General features: G+C 37.7%; 14 protein-coding genes, 1 other RNA gene and 1 pseudogene. 8 read left to right on the top strand and 8 right to left on the bottom strand.

Annotated features, from left to right (window positions below; all coding sequences use genetic code 11):
• Positions 1-166 precede the first annotated feature (166 nt).
• On the bottom strand, positions 167-379 hold the full coding sequence (locus tag C3420_RS17490) for a hypothetical protein (protein WP_213064671.1): 213 nt from the start codon (positions 377-379) through the stop codon (positions 167-169).
• A 129-nt stretch (positions 380-508) separates the two neighbouring features.
• Here C3420_RS17490 and C3420_RS07700 point away from each other — a divergent pair, with 129 nt between their 5' ends.
• A complete protein-coding gene (locus C3420_RS07700; RefSeq protein ID WP_004730515.1) occupies positions 509-757 on the top strand; it encodes a hypothetical protein in 249 nt (82 codons plus the stop codon).
• Positions 758-953: 196 nt separating this feature from the next.
• Here the strand turns inward: C3420_RS07700 and C3420_RS07695 are convergent, their stop codons facing one another.
• Genes C3420_RS07695 through C3420_RS07675 form a run of 5 tightly spaced genes read right to left on the bottom strand, consistent with a single transcriptional unit; the run spans position 954 to position 8,465 of the window.
• Positions 954-3,830, bottom strand: coding sequence for a type I restriction endonuclease subunit R (locus C3420_RS07695; protein ID WP_103800965.1), 2,877 nt, complete (start codon positions 3,828-3,830; stop codon positions 954-956).
• 28 nt (positions 3,831-3,858) lie between these two features.
• A complete protein-coding gene (locus C3420_RS07690) occupies positions 3,859-4,770 on the bottom strand; it encodes a DUF5655 domain-containing protein (protein ID WP_103800966.1) in 912 nt (303 codons plus the stop codon).
• A 17-nt stretch (positions 4,771-4,787) separates the two neighbouring features.
• Positions 4,788-5,639, bottom strand: a complete 852-nt coding sequence (locus C3420_RS07685; protein ID WP_103800967.1) for an HNH endonuclease — start codon at positions 5,637-5,639, stop codon at positions 4,788-4,790.
• A 10-nt stretch (positions 5,640-5,649) separates the two neighbouring features.
• Positions 5,650-6,897, bottom strand: a complete 1,248-nt coding sequence (locus tag C3420_RS07680; RefSeq protein ID WP_103800968.1) for a restriction endonuclease subunit S — start codon at positions 6,895-6,897, stop codon at positions 5,650-5,652.
• Positions 6,897-8,465 (bottom strand): type I restriction-modification system subunit M, encoded by a 1,569-nt coding sequence (locus C3420_RS07675; protein ID WP_103800969.1) that lies wholly within the window; start codon positions 8,463-8,465, stop codon positions 6,897-6,899. Before C3420_RS07675 ends, C3420_RS07680 begins: the two co-directional genes overlap by 1 nt.
• Positions 8,466-8,794: 329 nt before the next feature.
• On the opposite strand from C3420_RS07675, the pseudogene C3420_RS07670 reads away from it, so the two are divergent.
• Positions 8,795-9,081: pseudogene (locus C3420_RS07670) on the top strand (IS3 family transposase); the annotation flags it as partial.
• Positions 9,082-9,123: 42 nt separating this feature from the next.
• Here C3420_RS07670 and C3420_RS07665 read toward each other — a convergent pair.
• Positions 9,124-10,047 (bottom strand): MobA/MobL family protein, encoded by a 924-nt coding sequence (locus C3420_RS07665; protein WP_103857228.1) that lies wholly within the window; start codon positions 10,045-10,047, stop codon positions 9,124-9,126.
• Positions 10,048-10,675: 628 nt separating this feature from the next.
• Between C3420_RS07665 and C3420_RS07655 the strand changes: the two genes are divergently transcribed.
• The 5 genes from C3420_RS07655 to C3420_RS07635 all read left to right on the top strand — a co-directional run bounded on the left by C3420_RS07655 (position 10,676) and on the right by C3420_RS07635 (position 15,571).
• A complete protein-coding gene (locus tag C3420_RS07655; protein WP_103857227.1) occupies positions 10,676-11,437 on the top strand; it encodes a hypothetical protein in 762 nt (253 codons plus the stop codon).
• A 634-nt stretch (positions 11,438-12,071) separates the two neighbouring features.
• Positions 12,072-12,404, top strand: coding sequence for a hypothetical protein (locus tag C3420_RS07650; protein ID WP_103800475.1), 333 nt, complete (start codon positions 12,072-12,074; stop codon positions 12,402-12,404).
• Positions 12,405-12,423: 19 nt separating this feature from the next.
• Positions 12,424-13,170 (top strand): hypothetical protein, encoded by a 747-nt coding sequence (locus C3420_RS07645; RefSeq protein WP_103800474.1) that lies wholly within the window; start codon positions 12,424-12,426, stop codon positions 13,168-13,170.
• Between the two features lie 125 nt (positions 13,171-13,295).
• Positions 13,296-13,904 (top strand): HAD family hydrolase, encoded by a 609-nt coding sequence (locus C3420_RS07640; protein WP_103800473.1) that lies wholly within the window; start codon positions 13,296-13,298, stop codon positions 13,902-13,904.
• 497 nt (positions 13,905-14,401) lie between these two features.
• The gene (locus C3420_RS07635) at positions 14,402-15,571 is read left to right on the top strand and encodes a site-specific integrase (protein ID WP_103800472.1); all 1,170 of its coding nucleotides are present in this window, start codon (positions 14,402-14,404) and stop codon (positions 15,569-15,571) included.
• A gap of 98 nt (positions 15,572-15,669) precedes the next feature.
• Here C3420_RS07635 and ssrA read toward each other — a convergent pair.
• Positions 15,670-16,030, bottom strand: a transfer-messenger RNA (tmRNA) gene (gene ssrA / locus C3420_RS07630).
• Between the two features lie 130 nt (positions 16,031-16,160).
• Between ssrA and glpK the strand changes: the two genes are divergently transcribed.
• Entirely contained in the window at positions 16,161-17,645 is a 1,485-nt protein-coding gene (glpK, locus tag C3420_RS07625) for a glycerol kinase GlpK (RefSeq protein WP_103800471.1), read from the top strand.
• The last annotated feature ends 3 nt before the right edge of the window (positions 17,646-17,648 follow it).

Genomic DNA, 17,648 nt, shown 5'->3' with positions numbered 1-17,648 from the left:
ACATACCTAAATTTTAATTCAGTCTGCAGGAGCATTAAATCAAATTTAGAAATTCAATGATTGATTTGGTTCGTAAAATCAAAAAAAAGTATATATAAATTTTTTTTAATTTAATAATCAATGTTTTACAAAAAATAAAGCAACTGCGGTACAACAGATATATGCATTACACTTCCACTAATAAAAATACCAAAATCAATTCACTGAAATGTGGTAAATGTGGTAAATGCGGTAAATGTGGTAAATGTGGTAAATGTGGTAAATGTGGTAAATGTGGTAAATGTGGTAAATGTGGTAAATGTGGTAAATGTGGTAAATGTGGTAAATGTGGTAAATGTGGTAAATGTGGTAAATGTGGTAAATGTGGTAAATGTGACAATATTTAAAAATCCTGTCAATTTCTAAATATTAACCAAAAAAAACTATTTCACTTTTCAATGAATTTTAAATAACAATAATTGGCAATACATAATGCTGTGTATTAAAATTCATACAAATAGGTGAAAAAATGAAAAATATTGACATCAATAATTTAAACCGTATCGCTTTAAAAATAATTGAATTATTTATTGAAGATGATTTAGATGAATCCTATATAAATGGAAAAATAAAAGATTTTAAAAAGCAAAATAGATATGAAACATTTTATTGGGCTTTATATAATTTAGATTCAATAAAAACACCTGCTTTATTAAGATATTTAGATATTGACCAACAAGAATATCTAAATGCAAAAGAATTATTTAGAAAGCTTTAATTTTTAAACCTCTTGCGAAAGTATCATTTTTGACTATTTTAGACTTTGATATTTATTTAAAAAATCAACGCTTATCACTGATTAAATTTTGACCAAAGCAAGAGGTCTTTTGTTAGTAAATAATTTTTAAGGTTTATATAAATGCACACACCCAACGATGTAAAGCACTACTAAAGTGCTTTACTTCTTTAGCGAGTTAAAACCCTACATAAAACTTCTCAATCAACTGGCGTGTCTTGACCAGCAAATTGCTAAACACGTTCTCCCGCTCAAACAGCTTAACCTTATAGTTTGGTAAGTCCTTCAACTCTTCTTTACGTGGTAGGCGTTTGGTGAACTCATAATGCTCCAGAACCTGCTTCATCGCTTCTGGTTTCAGATTTTCTTCTTTACAAAGATGCTGATAGGCCTGTTCTTTTTCAGTATCCCAGAACTGAGCAAAAGCCGTTTGGACGCTTTGCCCATTGATCATCTTAGGTATGTTTTCTTCGATGAATTTTTGAATGAGGTCATGCTTATCGTGCAAGCTAATATCACTACTGATTAAATCGTAAATTTGCGCTTGGTACTTCTTACGCTTGTCCTCTGAGTCTGTATCGATTACGAGCTGTAGTAGATTGATAATATAGCCAACATTGATACGGTCACTGTGCAGTAAATCCAGTTGAAAATCGACATCATCCAGCACCGATACTTTTTCTTTCTTGGTGGTCTTTCTAACGGCACGGCATAGGTCAGCATACTTGGAAGCAAAGTTGGCAAAGTGCTGTTTATCTAATGCGGTTTGATCCTGGTCATATTCAATAAAAGTTTGTAATTGCGCGTTGTAGCGCATCACTTCACGGAAAGCTTTAATAAATTCCAGTTGCTGTTCTTCAGTAACAAGATCATCGACTGATTGGTAATTGGGCGTTAAGGCAAACAGTTTGCTCACCGCTGCTTGGTAATCCTGTTCGATTTCCGCATAGCTTGGAACAAGGACGATCTTAGTTGTTTCTTTATTGGAAAATAGCGCCAGCGCTTCATCTGTGGCGCGTTTGAGATTGCGGAAACAGATGATATTGCCAAATGGTTTTTTATCGTTATAGACACGGTTGGTACGAGAGAATGCTTGAATCAAGCCATGATATTTTAGATTTTTATCGACATACAAGGTATTTAAAGGCTTAGAGTCAAAGCCCGTGAGGAACATATTGACCACGATTAGAATATCAATCTGTCTGTTTTTTACGCGCTGTGCGATATCACGATAGTACGCATAAAATTGATCACCAGAATTGTAGTTGGTTTTGAACTGTCGGTTGTAATTGGCAATGTAACGATCCAGCTTATCCCGACTGGATGAATTAACCTGACTTGGAATATCTGCGGCTTCTTCATGAATCAAGCCAGTTAAGTCATCAGTCGGTACAGCCTCATTTGCCGCATAGGAAAAGATAGTGGCAATGGTCAACGGTTTAAATATCCGACCTTGTGCTTCATCTTCAATTTGCTTTTCAGCCTGCACCTTTTCAAAGATGTCGTAATATTGGGTCAGTGTTTCGACCGAACTGACACAGAACATTGCGGTAAATTCACGATTACGGGTTTTGGTATCGTGGATATTGACAATGTAGCGGGCAATCATTTCTAGGCGTTGCGGGTTGTCATACAGTTCTTTGGTATCGATGCCTTCTACATCTTCCTCATAACTTTCATTCGTCGCCATGCCTTTGGCGGTGTATTTGCCACGATAATCAATCTGGAACTGCAATACGTTTCGATCACGGATGGCATCGACAATCACGTATTTATGCAAACATTCATTAAACAGGTAATCTGTGGTGAGTTTTAAACCTGCTTTGCTTTGGCTATTCTTTTCAAAAATAGGCGTACCAGTAAAACCAAACATTTGTGCATTGCTGAAGAATTTTTTGATGTTCTGATGGGTCTCACCAAATTGACTGCGATGACATTCATCAAAAATAAACACCACTTTTTTATTTTTAAGATAATCAATCGATTCTAAATAACGTTCAGTGCTGATGGCCCGATTGAGCTTTTGGATGGTGGTCACAATCAGTTTGTCATGACGTTGATCCAGCTGTTTCACCAAGGTCGATGTGTTATCGGTGCTGTCCACGCTGTCGGCTTTAAAAGCATTAAATTCGCGTGAGGTTTGCGTATCGAGGTCGTTACGATCCACCACAAACAGAACTTTTTCCACATCAGGCATTTGCATGATGATCTGACTGGCTTTAAATGAAGTCAGGGTCTTGCCTGAACCTGTAGTGTGCCAGATATAGCCGTTCTGATCGGAGTTTTGCACATGCTCCACAATTTTCTGTACTGCATAAATCTGATAGGGACGCAGCACCATCAGGCTTTTGGTGGTTTCTAGCAGCACCATGTACTGAGTCAGCATTTGGGTCAGATGCTGCTGATTGAAAAAAGCTTCGGCAAAGTCGACAATTTCATTGATGTGTTTGTTGCTGACATCGGCCCATGGAAAGGCAAACTCGATGCCTGTGGTGCCGTTGGAGTAATAACGGGTATTGGCACCATTACTAATCACAAACAACTGGATAAAGCCAAACAGCCCTTGCCCAGCCCAATAGGCTTCACGAATATAGCGTTGCGTTTGATTAAAGGCTTCGGCAATTTCCATGCCGCGTTTTTTCAGCTCGATTTGCACCAAAGGCAAACCATTAACCAAGAGTGTCACATCAAAACGGCTGGTACGGCCATTATAGTCGCGGTGGTCAATCGTAATTTGATTGGTCACCTGATAGATGTTTTTGCTTGGATCATCCGAGAGAAAAAAGATGTGCTTGCTTGTACCATCATCAAATTTGACTGGGAACAGATCACGCAGATTCTTGGCGCGTTCAAATACCGTGCCTGTATTGAGAAAGCTAATGACCTGCTTCCATTCAGTTTCTGACAGTGGCGCAAGTCCATTGGCACGTTCAATTTGGGTTTTGAGGTTAGACAGTAGTTGGCTTTCGTCCTTGAGCATCACTGAGGCATAACCCAATTGCTTGAGCTGGCTAATCAGTTCGTTTTCAAGTTGGTATTCGCTTTGTACTGTCATTCCCTTCCCCTCTAAAATCTTAAATTATTCACTTCAATGTTTGTTTAATTAAACTCAAGATATATTCTAGATTTTCCGTATCTATAACTACAATTTCACAATCACCACTTCCATGATGGTCAACTCCTGTCATATCTTTGACTAATCCTTTAGGATCATCTATTTCATTGTACTTTCTATTCAAATAGATCTTGATTTGATTTTTCCTGATTGAGAAATAGACTAGATTTTTATTGTTAATTTGAAAGGCTATATAGACTTTTTTAATATTTAGTTCAAAGTTTGGAGAAAGATTCAAAATAGAATCCCTGAATCTTTCATATAACTCTCTAATATCATCAGATTTATCACCTAAATGATGTTCTTCATCATATTGCTGAATTTCTTTAGCAATCTTTTGAATTTGTTCTGACTCAATTTTTTGCACTTGTTTAATCGACGGTGCTGACTTCGCCTTTTGCAATGGATTGACAAAAACAATTCCACCTTGATAGCGTTTGATTTCCCACAGTTCAATGCCTAAATCTTTAAAGTTAGTGGACTGCTTTTGACGGTCGGTAAAGCTCGGTGAAACAAAGATGATTCGGCTTTGTGACCAGTCGACATCGTGACGTTTAAGCTGTTTGCTCTGGCTCTCGTTGTACTCAACGATGAAATCTGCCTTGTAGTCGAGCATCAGATTCAGATAAGAAACGCCTTGGTCGATCACGCTATAATTGCGTTCACGCTTGTATTCGATAATTACAAACGCCTGACTTTCGGGATCGAAAGCCAGTGTATCTATACGATTATTCTTGATCGTGAACTCGGACTTGATGAATTCCAGACCTGTAAAACTGTAAAGATTGTTTTCAAACAGACTTTGAATTTCTCTTTCCAAACGAAAAGGATCTTCTGTAAGTTCTACTAATGACTGTGCTTGGGTTTGATAAAGCTGCATTAAAAATCTCGAATTATTTATTCTTCAAATGTTTGTCTAAGCGGATTCCTCAAAGAAACGCTATATAAAAGTTTTAATCTCTCAATTGTCATTGGAAGACCATTTTCGGTTTTATGGAGCATGGCGTGACAGTTAGGACAGACTGGTCTTAGATCTTCTTTAGGATCTACTTGATACTCTTCGTCAATCGTGTGCAAAGGCTTAAGATGATGTACGTGTATGAAATCTTTAGCAAATGAACCATACATATGTTCAAAGCTTAAACCACAGACATAACAACGTGTTCCATGAATTTCTATACATTTAGCCCTTGCTTCAGGGTTACGCTCATATTTATTCACTAAAACCGTTTGCTTAGCTCCTTCTGGAAAGGTTTCATTTTCTAAACCTGCTTCATCGGGATAGTCGGTATTCACACTATCAGTTTTAAACTCATTAAAAATGTGAGTTAAAAAAATGCGGATTGGATCATTTGAAGCTTTATCTCGATCTGTGCGACGGCCTTGAATAGGAGCATCAGGAATTAAGTTTTCCTGTCTGAAATATTCAAAAGACAAAGTGGATTTATCCACTTTGTTTAACTTTTCAAAAATAGAGTATCCACCTAGATAACTTTCAATTTTCTTTTTATCCGACCAAAATACTTTCTGAGCTACTGGGTATTCTGAGTTTTCCGCATGCCCCAGTACTTTGAATTGATACATCACCTTTGAGATGGGTTGGGTCACATATACATGAACAATATCATTGATTTGTAACCCTTTACCTTCACTAGTGGCTGAATTCTTCCAATAAATCTGCGACAAAGCATCATAAGCTGTTTCTAAATCAAACTCAGCATAATTCACGGTTACTAGCCAATTTGCCATAACTTTCCCCCTACACAAACATCTGCTGCAACAAGCCTTTTTTCCAAATTTTCGCTTGTTCAATTTGCTGTGCCACCACTTCAATTTTTTGATCAATCGCAGACAAGAAATTAGCGATTTTGGTTTGTTCTTCTAGGCAAGGTAATGGAACCATAGTATTTCCCACTTCTTGTTGACCAATAGTCGTCATAGTTGCAGTTTTACCACCTTTAATTAACTGTTTACGCACAGCATTAGTTTTTAAAACGTAATTTAAAAATATAGGACTAACTCGATCTAGGTCAGGAGTCAGTTTGATTAGATGTCCATCGTAGGTAACATCATTACTATTCCCTAGATATACATTTGAAAAGGCGATTCCCTCCTTTACCAATGAGGAACGTGTAAAGAAGATATCTCCATAATAAACTTTGTTTGTTTCAAACTCTTTCTTACTTAAATCCAATAATTTCAATCTTGATTCGTCAATATCTCTATTGATGTACATATCCAAAACGTTAATTAATTTGTAGCCTTTCCCAACCTTATTCTGATCATTAAAAACACCATTATTTAATGTTTTATCTTTTGCTAAATCAAAAATTTTTAAATTTCCCCACGCCCCAAACTCACTACCATCATCCGCTTTAAAACGAAGCTGCTGACTAAACAGCTTTTGCATCATGCCTTGTTTATATTGGCTCAGCAGTTCATGTTTTTGCGTAAGTTGGCTAATCTTTTCATCCACAGCAGAAAGAAAAGAGGCGATTTTGGTTTGTTCTTCTTTGGATGGGAAACCAAAAGGTGTAGCTTTAGCTTGCTCAATCGTAAAATGAGAAATTGTTCCAGTATGAGAAATGCTTTTTAAATACTCTCTAAATTTAGGACTAATAAAAAAATTATAAAGGAAAGATCCTTCAACAATTCCTGACGATTTCATCCAAAGTAAATCGGCATCTTTAAAATAAAGAGGCTGATCATTTGGAACTAAGTAAGGAATACCAATACTCCCTCCGCCAGTAACCAATAAATCACCTTGCTTAATTTTTCCTGATTTTTTAGCTAGTTCTTCAAATAACTCTAAAGAAATGTATGCTTTTTCATTTTCTTTATTCTTGAAAATAGAAACTACATCACTAGTACGAAAGAATGGAACGCCAGAATCCTGCCATTGTTCTTTAAAAACACGAGATGCTGAGGAAATTCCAATAATTTTTCCTAATTGCTTACTCGTCCAATCCCCATCAAACTCTTTAAATCTTAACTTTGGCGTAGCCATCACTTCACCTCCACAAACGGTGAAACAATGCCTAGCTCTTTGCAGAAATCAGCAATGATGGCATCAGTCTTTTGGCTGTCGTGTTCCAAAGCTTGAAGCTGTTTTGCAATCGCATCTAAATCAATCTCGGCTTCCGCTTCAAAAGTATCCACATAACGCGGAATATTGAGGTTGTAATCGTTATCTTTCACTTCTTGCAAAGTCGCCACATGCGCATATTTTTCAATATTTTCACGCTTTTCAAATGCCGCAACAATCTTATCCAAATGCTCAGGCAATAACTTGTTTTGGTTCTTCTGCTTTTCAAAATCATTGCTGGCATCAATAAACAGAATATTGCCGCTATTCTCACGGTTTTTCTTCAACACCAAAATACAGGTCGGAATAGACGTGCCATAGAATATATTGGCGGGTAGACCAATAATCGCATCCACCACGTTCAACTGTTCAATCAAATACTGACGAATTACGCCCTCACTCGAACCACGGAACAAGACGCCATGCGGTAACACCACCGCCATCGTGCCGTTGTCATCCAGTTGATACAGCATGTGCTGTACAAATGCCATATCGGCTTTAGAACTTGGCGCCAGTTTGCCATACGCAGCAAAGCGTTCATCTTGTAAAAATAAAGGATCGGCAGACCATTTTGCAGAAAATGGCGGATTCGCCACCACCGCATCAAACTTTTTATCTAAATGCTGCGGACGAGTTAAAGTATTTTCCTGCTTGATGTCGAACTTGGCAAAATGCACATCATGCAGAATCATGTTCATGCGTGCCAAGTTGTAAGTGGTACGGTTCATCTCCTGACCGTAAATCATATCGACATCTTTAACTTCACGCTTTACCCGTAGCAACAAAGAACCTGAACCGCAAGTCGGGTCATAGACTGAACGTAAACGCTCTTTGCCTTGGGTGACAATCTTCGCCAGTAAGGTCGATACCGTTTGCGGGGTATAGAATTCCCCTGCTTTTTTACCTGCACCCGATGCAAACTCACCAATCAGGTATTCGTAAGCATCACCCAGTACATCGGCTTCGGTATTACTAATATCAAAATCAATATCATCTAAATGACTCAGGACTTTCGCCACCAGTGCATTACGGTCGCTGGCATTATTGCCAAGCTTGGTCGAGTTTAGATCCAGATCTTCAAACAGGTTGGCAAAGTCATCGGCAGAGTCGGTGCCTAACGTGCTTTGTTCAATCGATTTTAAGGTTGCAGTTAAATCATCTAGAATAAATTCGCCCTGACGACCACGCTCGGCTAAGGTATGGAATAGCTGTTTTGGTGTGAGCGCATAACCGACTTCGGCAATGGCATTCTTTTTAATTTCTTCGATATACGGTACATGCTCAGCATTATTTTCATGTAATTCTAAAAAGCTGAGGTCTTCACCATCGAGCAATTCGTTGGCAAAGCTCACCGATTTTTCTGATAAATATTTAAAAAAAATAAAACCCAGTATGTAATCACGGAATTCATCGGCGCCCATGGTGCCACGCAAAGTATTGGCAATATTCCAAAGTTGTTTTTGTAGTTGTTGCAGTTGTACTTGGGTCATTGTTATAGAAGTCCAAATAAGTAAATCATTAATAAAATGATTTTACCTAAAATTCTAAAACATGCAGCAGTAAAAAGGTGGAAAAGGACATAAATTGTCGTGGTCAAGCGATGTAATCTATCAATTCAAGCGCTAGACAGATACATGATCTAAATTTTATAACAGCCCACTCCAGTAATCTGTACTACAGAAAAATAGAGGTGGATCAGGAAATTTGAACAACAACTATAAGTGATATTTTGCTCCTCGAATGATGTTATAAGCATCGGTATAAGCAGTATTTTATGGCACGTAGACCAAGAAGAAATCATTCAAAGATTTTAAAGCTGCTGCTGAAAGTCTCCCGTGGTTGTATTACTATCCCCCAAAACCTGTGAGTGCATCAGATCTGAAGCTGATGCGCTGTATGGATCAATTACATATGCAATACCCTTTTGTAGGTAGCCGTATGATGCGCGATTTATTGAACCGTCAAGGACATCATATAGGACGACGTTATACACGTACTTTAATGAAGAAAATGGGTATTAATGCGTTATATCGTAAACCAAATCTAAGTAAGGCCAATCAAGCTCACCGTAAATATCCATATCTGCTCAAAGGATTGAATATTCAACTGATCGTACTTGACAGTTAGGCCAAATAATTAATTGTAAAGTCACATAGACATACCACAATCTGCATCATGATTTTTTACTTTTACTTTGTTGATTTCAGCTTTCATCGTATGCATACGCTGGAGTTCCAATTCGTATTCGTCTTTATATAATTCATATAAATTTTCTTGTCGGATGGTCTTCACTTTTTCAATTAAGGGCTTTATATCCAACTGATCAATAGGATCTGAACTATAAAGCTTCCAATGTGGGATTTGAGGCGTATCTTTAAGTTTCGTTCCAAATTTGGCATTGTAATCTTCATTAGATAGACAGGAAACTCGGTTAGGCACTTGAAGTTCAATATCGTATATACGAACTGTCTTCATCGGTGCATATAGTTCTAAAGACTCATTGATTAGTTTTTCGGTGAGTTGCCGCATGTGTCTAATTTGATGTCGTCCCAAACCCAACACATCAGCAGTAATCTTCTGTGCTCCGCCACGTTCAGGATTTTTAGGCCGGTATTGCCTAAAAAACAGCTCGGGTGGTCGTTCAAAATCATCAAGGGTTGTACGCTCGGAATATTGTAAATGCAAATGTGGTTGATCACTTTCACCATCTAAAATACCTTTATGATTGTGAATGGCACAGCTATATGGAAATTTAAATTCCTCACAAAAAGCATTTATTAAACTCTTTGATAATTCTATTCGCTGTTCAGAATTTAATTGCTTAGGTAAAGCAATAGTAATATGACTGGATGTACGACTATTATTTTTTTCATATTTATCAGCAGCAACCCAAAATCTATCCGGCTTATATTCTGCCCACTTAGGCATATTACCTGAGCAAACAAATTCAACTTCTTCATTTAACTCAATCTTGTTTAACTTAAAATGCTTAGTTCGAGTAATATAACAAAAGCCATTAAATGAACTTTTAGAACTCTGTTTACGATTATGTCTTAAATCAAAATAAAACATTTTTTATTAACTCTCTTATCAAAGAGTTAATATATTTTTAAATATTCTAATAATTTAATTTAAAAGAAAAAGTTCAGGAAAGTGGTTATATTTCTAAATAGGTTTTTCATGATTGATTCAGTAGCGATATGATCTTAATCAAGATCTGAAGATCAAAAAGTGATCTTCAATAATCAGAAATCGAACCTCTAGATGATTTTTATAGTGTAACGCCTATTTCTATCGTGTAACGCACATTTTTTATAGTGTAACGCACCATAAATTATAGTGTAACGCTTTACCCTTTATAGTGTAACGTACATACAGAAAGCATCCCCTTAAAATATATACATATATATCAAAATCTTAAAATTATATTAATTGGGCTTTTGGTCCCACAGGGCGAGTAGTAGTGTCTTTTTAGTACAACATTTGCAATGCAAATGATGGAATAAAAAGACACGGAGACGAGATAAGAATTTTTTGTGCGCAGCCCAAAAAATTCTTAAAAGCGCCAGCTTTATTAATCGGGTAACTAAGTGGAGAGCAGGATAGCTATTTTTTTGAGATTTTGCATGAAACTCATCATGCATTTTGGGTTCCTGTTAAAGATAGAGCTTTCCTCTAACGTAAGGCAAGGAGCCTTCAAATGACAGCCGGTAGACCCAAAAAAATTATCAAAAAAAGTGATTTATATAATTTTCTTTATACACAAAAAGAAGAATTATTTATCACGCCTAAATATCCATGTGAAATAAATTTAATTAATATTCTCGAGAATACAGATTTAACAAAAATAGATTTTAAAAAATTTACAGAAACCCATAAAAATCTAATCAATGCATGCCAATATAAGGAAAATCAAAGAATCAAAAACCATCAAACATTAAAATATATAAAAACCATCCCATTTGATAATTTAACAGACATTGAAAAAAACATTCTGAAAAAAGAAAAAGAGTATTTAGATTTTAATCATCATGAATACTTTAATCTGCAAGAATTACTGAATAGTTATCGTATTAATAATAATGAAAAAATAAAACAATGTATTTCTAAAAATACTCTTTCTGAATATGACAAACAGATTCTAGCTGAAAAATTAAAACAAAGGAAAAAGAGAAATAGTGTAATATTTTTTTTAGGTGCATCTTTTAATAAGATATATGAAGCATTTTTTGCTGTGTGTGGTCGTCCCATAATAGATACCCTAATAGATATGATGTATGTTTATTTCATATATAAATCTAAGATTGAGCACCATCCAACTCTACGCGACATTTTTGATTTTGAAAAAAACAAGCATCTTCCTAACTTTTCACAACTTAATGAAGCACTGAAAGCGATTTCATCAGATCCTAGAAATCCATCACTTAAAAAAGATCGTGATCAGAGTCCAACAAATAAATAGCTCTCAACATTTTTGTATTACCTTCTGATAACGCACTTCAATTCAATCTTATTCGGCTCACCCAATGAGCCGAATACTGTTCTCTATTTAACTCACACTCAAATGTTCGATTGATCAAAAATTAAGAATAGGACTCAGTAGATCTATTTCTTATAAAAATATTTCTATAACTGGAAACTCACAAAGTGCCTTAAGTTGCAGTTAAGACCATACTGAAACTTACGATCATCTCAAACAGATCCGCTCCATTAGGTCAAATTGATCTGTTCTTCTTTATAAATAAAATAAGAAATAAAATAATTTAATATATTTAGCGCATGTCAGAGCTCACTACATTTTTCATCTTTTAAAAAATAATTCATTTCAAGGCCTTGACCTAGTTAACATAGCGGGATAATCTTATTTCAACACAGCAAAATCTGTGTTCAGGCGTGAGAACCTGTTAAAATCTAGGTGCATTTAAATGTCGCACTTGCGGCTATTTTTTTGCCTACTGTTAAGCAGTCCTATGGTAGCTTAGCAGGGCAGCTTCGTGCTGGCTGATCCTAGATTCAGTATTCTCACCCCTGTTAAGTTGCCTCCATTACCGTGAGAAGTGATGGAGATAATTACAATATTTATCTAGGAACCTGCTATGAATAATAAATTCATTGGTGCAAGCCTTTGCACACCCAAAAAACTTGCTAAGCAACTTCTTATTGAAAGTGCAAAAATTCTATCGCCTATACAGCGCCAAGCCTTACTTGATATTTACAAAACTTTAGATCAAGCTGAAGATAACATTCCGCAAGACTTACAAGCTGAACAGCAGCATCTAGCATGCCCTCAAAACCAATTTTATGATGAACTCAACCAAGAATATTGGTCTGGTCAGCATTATGAATCTTATAGTCAGGAGTATCCTGAAGATTGGCTACGCCGAACTCAGCAACGTCCGCACCCCAAATCGTCTAATACCACTTACTAAGCCTTAAGTGAGTATTCTCATGACTAAAAAAACAAAACTACTAGTCCAAGGCGACTACCCTCTTATTGCATCTCCTACGCTTGCCCAAGCGTATGGGGTGCCATCAGCGATCTTCCTTCAAAAGCTTCATTACTGCCTGCAAAGTGGTGAAGCTCAAGTAATTCAGCAACAGAAGTACTTTTATCACAGCTATGAGCAATGGGCTAAGACCTTAGGTACATACAGTCCCTCCACGATCAAACGTATAGTTTCCAAGCTAAAGAAAGTGGGCATTTTGGTTGTCAAAAAGCTATCTCAAAATAAATGGATTCAAACCAACTTTTATAGCATTAATTACCGAAAAATCAGCGAGCTATTGAAAGAATCTACTGAACCTGCAAATGCTGAAACTGAAAATCACAATCAGGCTGAATCTCCAACTCTGCCATTATCAAAGTTAATGAAAAAAGGGCTAACCGTTAGCGGAGTGTCTGCTTCTTCTCAACATGCAAAGACCAAGTCTTGTCAGGCTGAAGGTGGGTTGCTACATCCATTAGAGCCCATGGCTCCACCATCTATTCTAGAAGCAATGTCATCTGAAAAGCGTGGCTTATATAACCAGCTTTTACAACTGAAGATAGACATCCATTATGACGATGCGCGCCTGGATGAATGGCTGAAACAAAAAAAATATATCATCCGTAAAGCCGCTCATCTCAGAGACCAACTAGGACACTTAAAAATGCTTTGGCATTCACCTGAACAGATAGGTTTGAATTTAAGTTAATCAAATAAAGCAGAAAAGTTCAGTTCGCCCTCCTCTTTAAATGATTCTGACTTAAATTTTGATGAATAAAAGAGTTGATATAAAACGCTAGACCATATGCTTAAACTTTTAATGAGATAAGAATAGTGAGTAAACGACCTTATAAAGCAGTAGCCTTTGATGTTTTTGGAACGCTAATTGAAATTAAAAATAGTCAATCACCTTATAAAAAAATGATGAAATGGATTAAACAACAAGGGCGAAAACCACAACCAAATGATGCTGCGATGATCATGTCGCTAGATGGCAATTTTGAGACAATCGCTTCTTATTTCGGTTATCAACTACCCGCTCCCTTGTTAGCTGAAATGAACAACGATCTTCAACATGATTTAAAGTATATGCGTGCTTTTGATGATTCTATACCAATGCTGCTTGAGCTTAAAAAGCTAGGCTACAAATTGGCAGTCTGCTCCAATGCAGCAACGCCTTATGGTGAACGAGCACAGCACCTACTTCCACCTTTAGATACTTATGCATGGAGCTTTCAGGTCGGTGCAAATAAGCCAGATCCTTTAATCTACCAACATTTTTTAACTCAAATGAACTGTCAACCAAATGAAGTTTTTTTCATTGGTGATACTCAAATTGCTGATGTAGATGGGCCGCAAAAATTAGGCATGTCTGCAAAAATAATTGATCGTAAAAATGGTGAGAGTCTTTTAGATGTGCTCCAACCCTTGTTAAAAAAATAAATTATAAATCATTTTTCGAGCTGATTTTTAAGATACCAAATCTGGTACTTAACTCATGATATTGAGGATTTAAGTACCAAATTTTGTACCTAACAAATGGGATTAAATCATTAATTCATTAAGCATAAATATGATTTTTTTATTTCATAATTTTTTTGAATAACCATTTTTTTGAAGTTTTAAACGAAACGAGTTTTTAAAAAATGTCATGTGCTAAGTTTTCCACATGACGATTTATGACTAGGGAAATTTATGCCTAGCCGTGAATAATTTTTAGATCAGCTCAATTGGCTAAGTAATTTTATGCAAAACGAAATTTTAGATGTTCTTTTAGAACTAGGGCTTACAGCTATCGATTGGGTAGATGCTTCAGTGTTCTCAAAGCTTACAGGCATTGAAGAACAAAAACTGACACATCGGCGAAAAAATTGGCCACAAGATTTAGTTTGGACAAAACAAGATGGAAATATTTACTACTCACTTAGAGGTTATAACCAATGGTTGACAGAACAAACTCAAAAACGTTACCAACCGGCGTTAGAATTAGGGAGAATGCACTCGAAATCAACTTCACCTCTAAAAAGCAGCGCTACTACATTACACTCCCACACCCGCCGACTGCGGAAGGTATCCGTACAGCCGCTAAAATTAGAAGTGACCTCATAAATAAAGCCAAATGGGGGATTTTAACTGAGAATGATATAGCACAAGCAAAAGGCCTTGATGTTACAGAAACTGAATCAATGGATGGTCAGCAAGTCTTATTTCAAGATGTTGCACAAAAATTTTTAAAGTTTTCGATTGCCAATAAAGATTCAAAAAATGGCTATCGCAAAATTTTAGAATGTCATTGGATGCCTTATTTTGCATTAACACCAATAGCCAATATCACGACTGAAGATATTGAGGAAGTCATTATCGATCGTAATTTTCAAACAGCGAAAACATTTAATAATTGCGCCACGCCTTTACGTGGAGTTTTCGAGTTGGCTGTTAAGCATAATCAGATTTCTGTAAACCCTATGAATAAAATTAAGAATCGTAAGGTTCAGGTGGAAACACCTGACCCCTTCACACGTAAGGAGATGGAAGCCTTACTAGCTTGGCTCGACAAAAGCTTACATGATGAGGACAAATTTTATCGGTGGTATTTTGAGTTTGCCTTCTGGACAGGCTGTAGACCTTCAGAAATGATCGCTCTCAGAGAAAGCGATATCGATTGGTTCAATGGAACATTCAAGGTCAGCAAAAGCCGTGTAAGAGGAATGGAAAAGAAAGTGACCAAAACACATACTTCTCGCGAGGTTTATCTGAATGAACGATCAACTCTGGCTTTGAAAGCTTTACTTCAATTTAAAAAGGATCAAGGCTACCAAACAGATTATGTAATGCTATGTCCCAAGACTAAGGAACCATTCTTTAATGAAAAACCACCTAGAGAGCGTCTTGTAGAAGCAATGAAAGCGTGTTCTATACGTCACCGCCCTGCATATAATGCAAGGCATACTTATGCGACGATGTTGCTTATGGATGGCGTCAATCCAATGTTTGTAGCTGATCAACTTGGGCATAGCCTACAAATGCTGATCAAACGCTATACCAAATGGTTGCATGGAGATAAGAACAAGCAAGAAATTGCGAAACTTAGCGTAACTCGTACAGCCTAAATACGTCGAAATCGAAAGCTCTTGGAATGAAAAATGTGGCAAATATGTGGCAATAAAAAAGCCACTTAATATAAGTGGCTGATTTATAACAAGAATTTTGGTGGAGGTGGCGGGAGTTGAACCCGCGTCCGCCAACATTACGCTCGAGAATACTACATGCTTAGATATCGTCTATTGGTTTAGCTCTTTGTGACCCGACGAACAGGGTACAAATCGCGATCCTTTAAGATTTAGTACGAAACCCCAAGGCTTGATTTCATACGGACTTGTGTGCGTTCGCTTCAGTCGGGACCCCTAACCACAAGTATTCAGGGATGCGGACAAGCTGCCCTTAGGCAGCTAGAGCGTAAGTTTCGTCGTTTGCGACTATTAAAATGCAAATTTTATTTACGAGAGAAAATGCGCTCTCGGCATGCATCTATGAGTTTCATCATCAGCGTCGAAGCCAAGAACACCCCCAAAGTACAGAGCAATCATAGCATAACTAGTAAAAAATACGATGCATTTTCTACACAAATAGACTTTTGAATACGCCTGATTACATAATTGCGCTAATATTTAAAAATTCAAGTCAGTATTTAAAAAAATTATGAGCTATTTATTGGCCCTTGATCAGGGAACGACGTCTAGTCGTGCAATTATTTTTAATGAACATGGACAGGTTCAAGCGACAGCTCAAAAAGAAACACATATTCAAACTCCTCGTTCGGGTTGGGTCGAGCAAGATGCCTTAGAAATTTGGACTACCCAAATTGGTGTCGTTCAGCAAGCGATCGCTTCTGCGGGAGTTCTAGCAAAAGACATTAAAGCGATTGGACTCACCAATCAGCGTGAAACGACTATTGTGTGGGATCGCCGTAATGGCAAGCCCCTTGCGCCGGCGATTATCTGGCAGGACCGCCGTGCGACAGAATGGTGTAATCAGCTGATTCAGCAAAGCCTGATGGATCAGGTACAACAAACAACCGGTCTACGCATTGACCCTTATTTCAGTGCCGGAAAGCTGGTCTGGTTATTAGAAAATACTGAGGGTTTACGCGCATTGGCAGAACAGGGACATGTCGCTTTTGGCACCATCGATAGCTGGCTGATCTGGAACCTGACCCAAGGCGCTGAACATGTCATTGAAGCCAGTAATGCTTCCCGTACCATGCTAATGAATCTGCAAACTCAAAGTTGGGATGAGAGCCTACTGGATCTGTTTAATATTCCAGCTGCAGTCCTGCCAAGAATCATCAGCTCCGATTGCCATATTGCAGATACGGCACCTGGTTTATTAGGTGCTACCATTCCTATTACCGGTATTTTGGGCGACCAACAATCTGCCCTGTTTGGCCAATCTTGTTTTGAACCCGGCATGGCAAAAAACACTTATGGAACCGGCTGTTTTATGCTGTTTAATACTGGTCATGATATTCAACCGAGTCAGAACAAGCTGCTTTCTACACTTGCCTGGCAAGCACAGGGTCACACGACCTACGCACTGGAAGGCAGTATCTTTATGGCGGGTGCGGTGGTGCAATGGTTACGGGATGGTCTGGGGATTATTCAAAAAAGTTCAGATGTAGAAAAACTGGCCTGTAAAGTTCCAGATACAGACGGCGTAGTTTTGGTACCTGCCTTTACTGGTCTCGGTGCACCGCACTGGGACAGTGAAGCACGTGCTTTACTTTGGGGGATGTCACGCGGTACCAATAAGTCCCATATTGCACGTGCTGCTTTAGAATCTATAGCCTTCCAAGTATCCGATATTCTAACTGCAATGCAATCTGATATTGCTCATCCTTTAAAAGAACTCCGTGTCGATGGTGGCGCAAGTTCAAATGATATGTTGATGCAGTTCCAGGCTGATCTGCTGAATGTTCCTGTGCTACGTCCAAAAATGCTGGAATCCACCGCTTGGGGTGCTGCGGCGATGGCGGGCTTAAAATCAGGCGTATTTTCCAGCCTGGATGAGATTGCCCAGTCCTGGCAACTGGATCAGGCCTTTGAACCAAAAATGCAAAATGATGAACGTGAAGCTCACTTGGCCAAATGGCAAAATGCCTTAAAACGGGCCAAATCAGATTTATAAGCC

Source organism: Acinetobacter sp. ACNIH3, assembly GCF_002918965.1.
GTDB classification, from domain to species: Bacteria; Pseudomonadota; Gammaproteobacteria; order Pseudomonadales; family Moraxellaceae; genus Acinetobacter; species Acinetobacter schindleri.
Note: the sequence above shows the minus strand (reverse complement) of the source record. Positions and strands in the feature narration are given on the sequence as shown.

Coding starts and splice junctions, on each gene's coding strand:
- C3420_RS07700 (WP_004730515.1), top strand. CDS start 509: ATGAAAAATATTGACATCAATAATTTAAACCGTATCGCTTTAAAAATA.
- C3420_RS07695 (WP_103800965.1), bottom strand. CDS start 3,830: ATGACAGTACAAAGCGAATACCAACTTGAAAACGAACTGATTAGCCAG.
- C3420_RS07690 (WP_103800966.1), bottom strand. CDS start 4,770: ATGCAGCTTTATCAAACCCAAGCACAGTCATTAGTAGAACTTACAGAA.
- C3420_RS07685 (WP_103800967.1), bottom strand. CDS start 5,639: ATGGCAAATTGGCTAGTAACCGTGAATTATGCTGAGTTTGATTTAGAA.
- C3420_RS07680 (WP_103800968.1), bottom strand. CDS start 6,897: ATGGCTACGCCAAAGTTAAGATTTAAAGAGTTTGATGGGGATTGGACG.
- C3420_RS07675 (WP_103800969.1), bottom strand. CDS start 8,465: ATGACCCAAGTACAACTGCAACAACTACAAAAACAACTTTGGAATATT.
- C3420_RS07665 (WP_103857228.1), bottom strand. CDS start 10,047: ATGTTTTATTTTGATTTAAGACATAATCGTAAACAGAGTTCTAAAAGT.
- C3420_RS07655 (WP_103857227.1), top strand. CDS start 10,676: ATGACAGCCGGTAGACCCAAAAAAATTATCAAAAAAAGTGATTTATAT.
- C3420_RS07650 (WP_103800475.1), top strand. CDS start 12,072: ATGAATAATAAATTCATTGGTGCAAGCCTTTGCACACCCAAAAAACTT.
- C3420_RS07645 (WP_103800474.1), top strand. CDS start 12,424: ATGACTAAAAAAACAAAACTACTAGTCCAAGGCGACTACCCTCTTATT.
- C3420_RS07635 (WP_103800472.1), top strand. CDS start 14,402: ATGGTTGACAGAACAAACTCAAAAACGTTACCAACCGGCGTTAGAATT.
- glpK (WP_103800471.1), top strand. CDS start 16,161: ATGAGCTATTTATTGGCCCTTGATCAGGGAACGACGTCTAGTCGTGCA.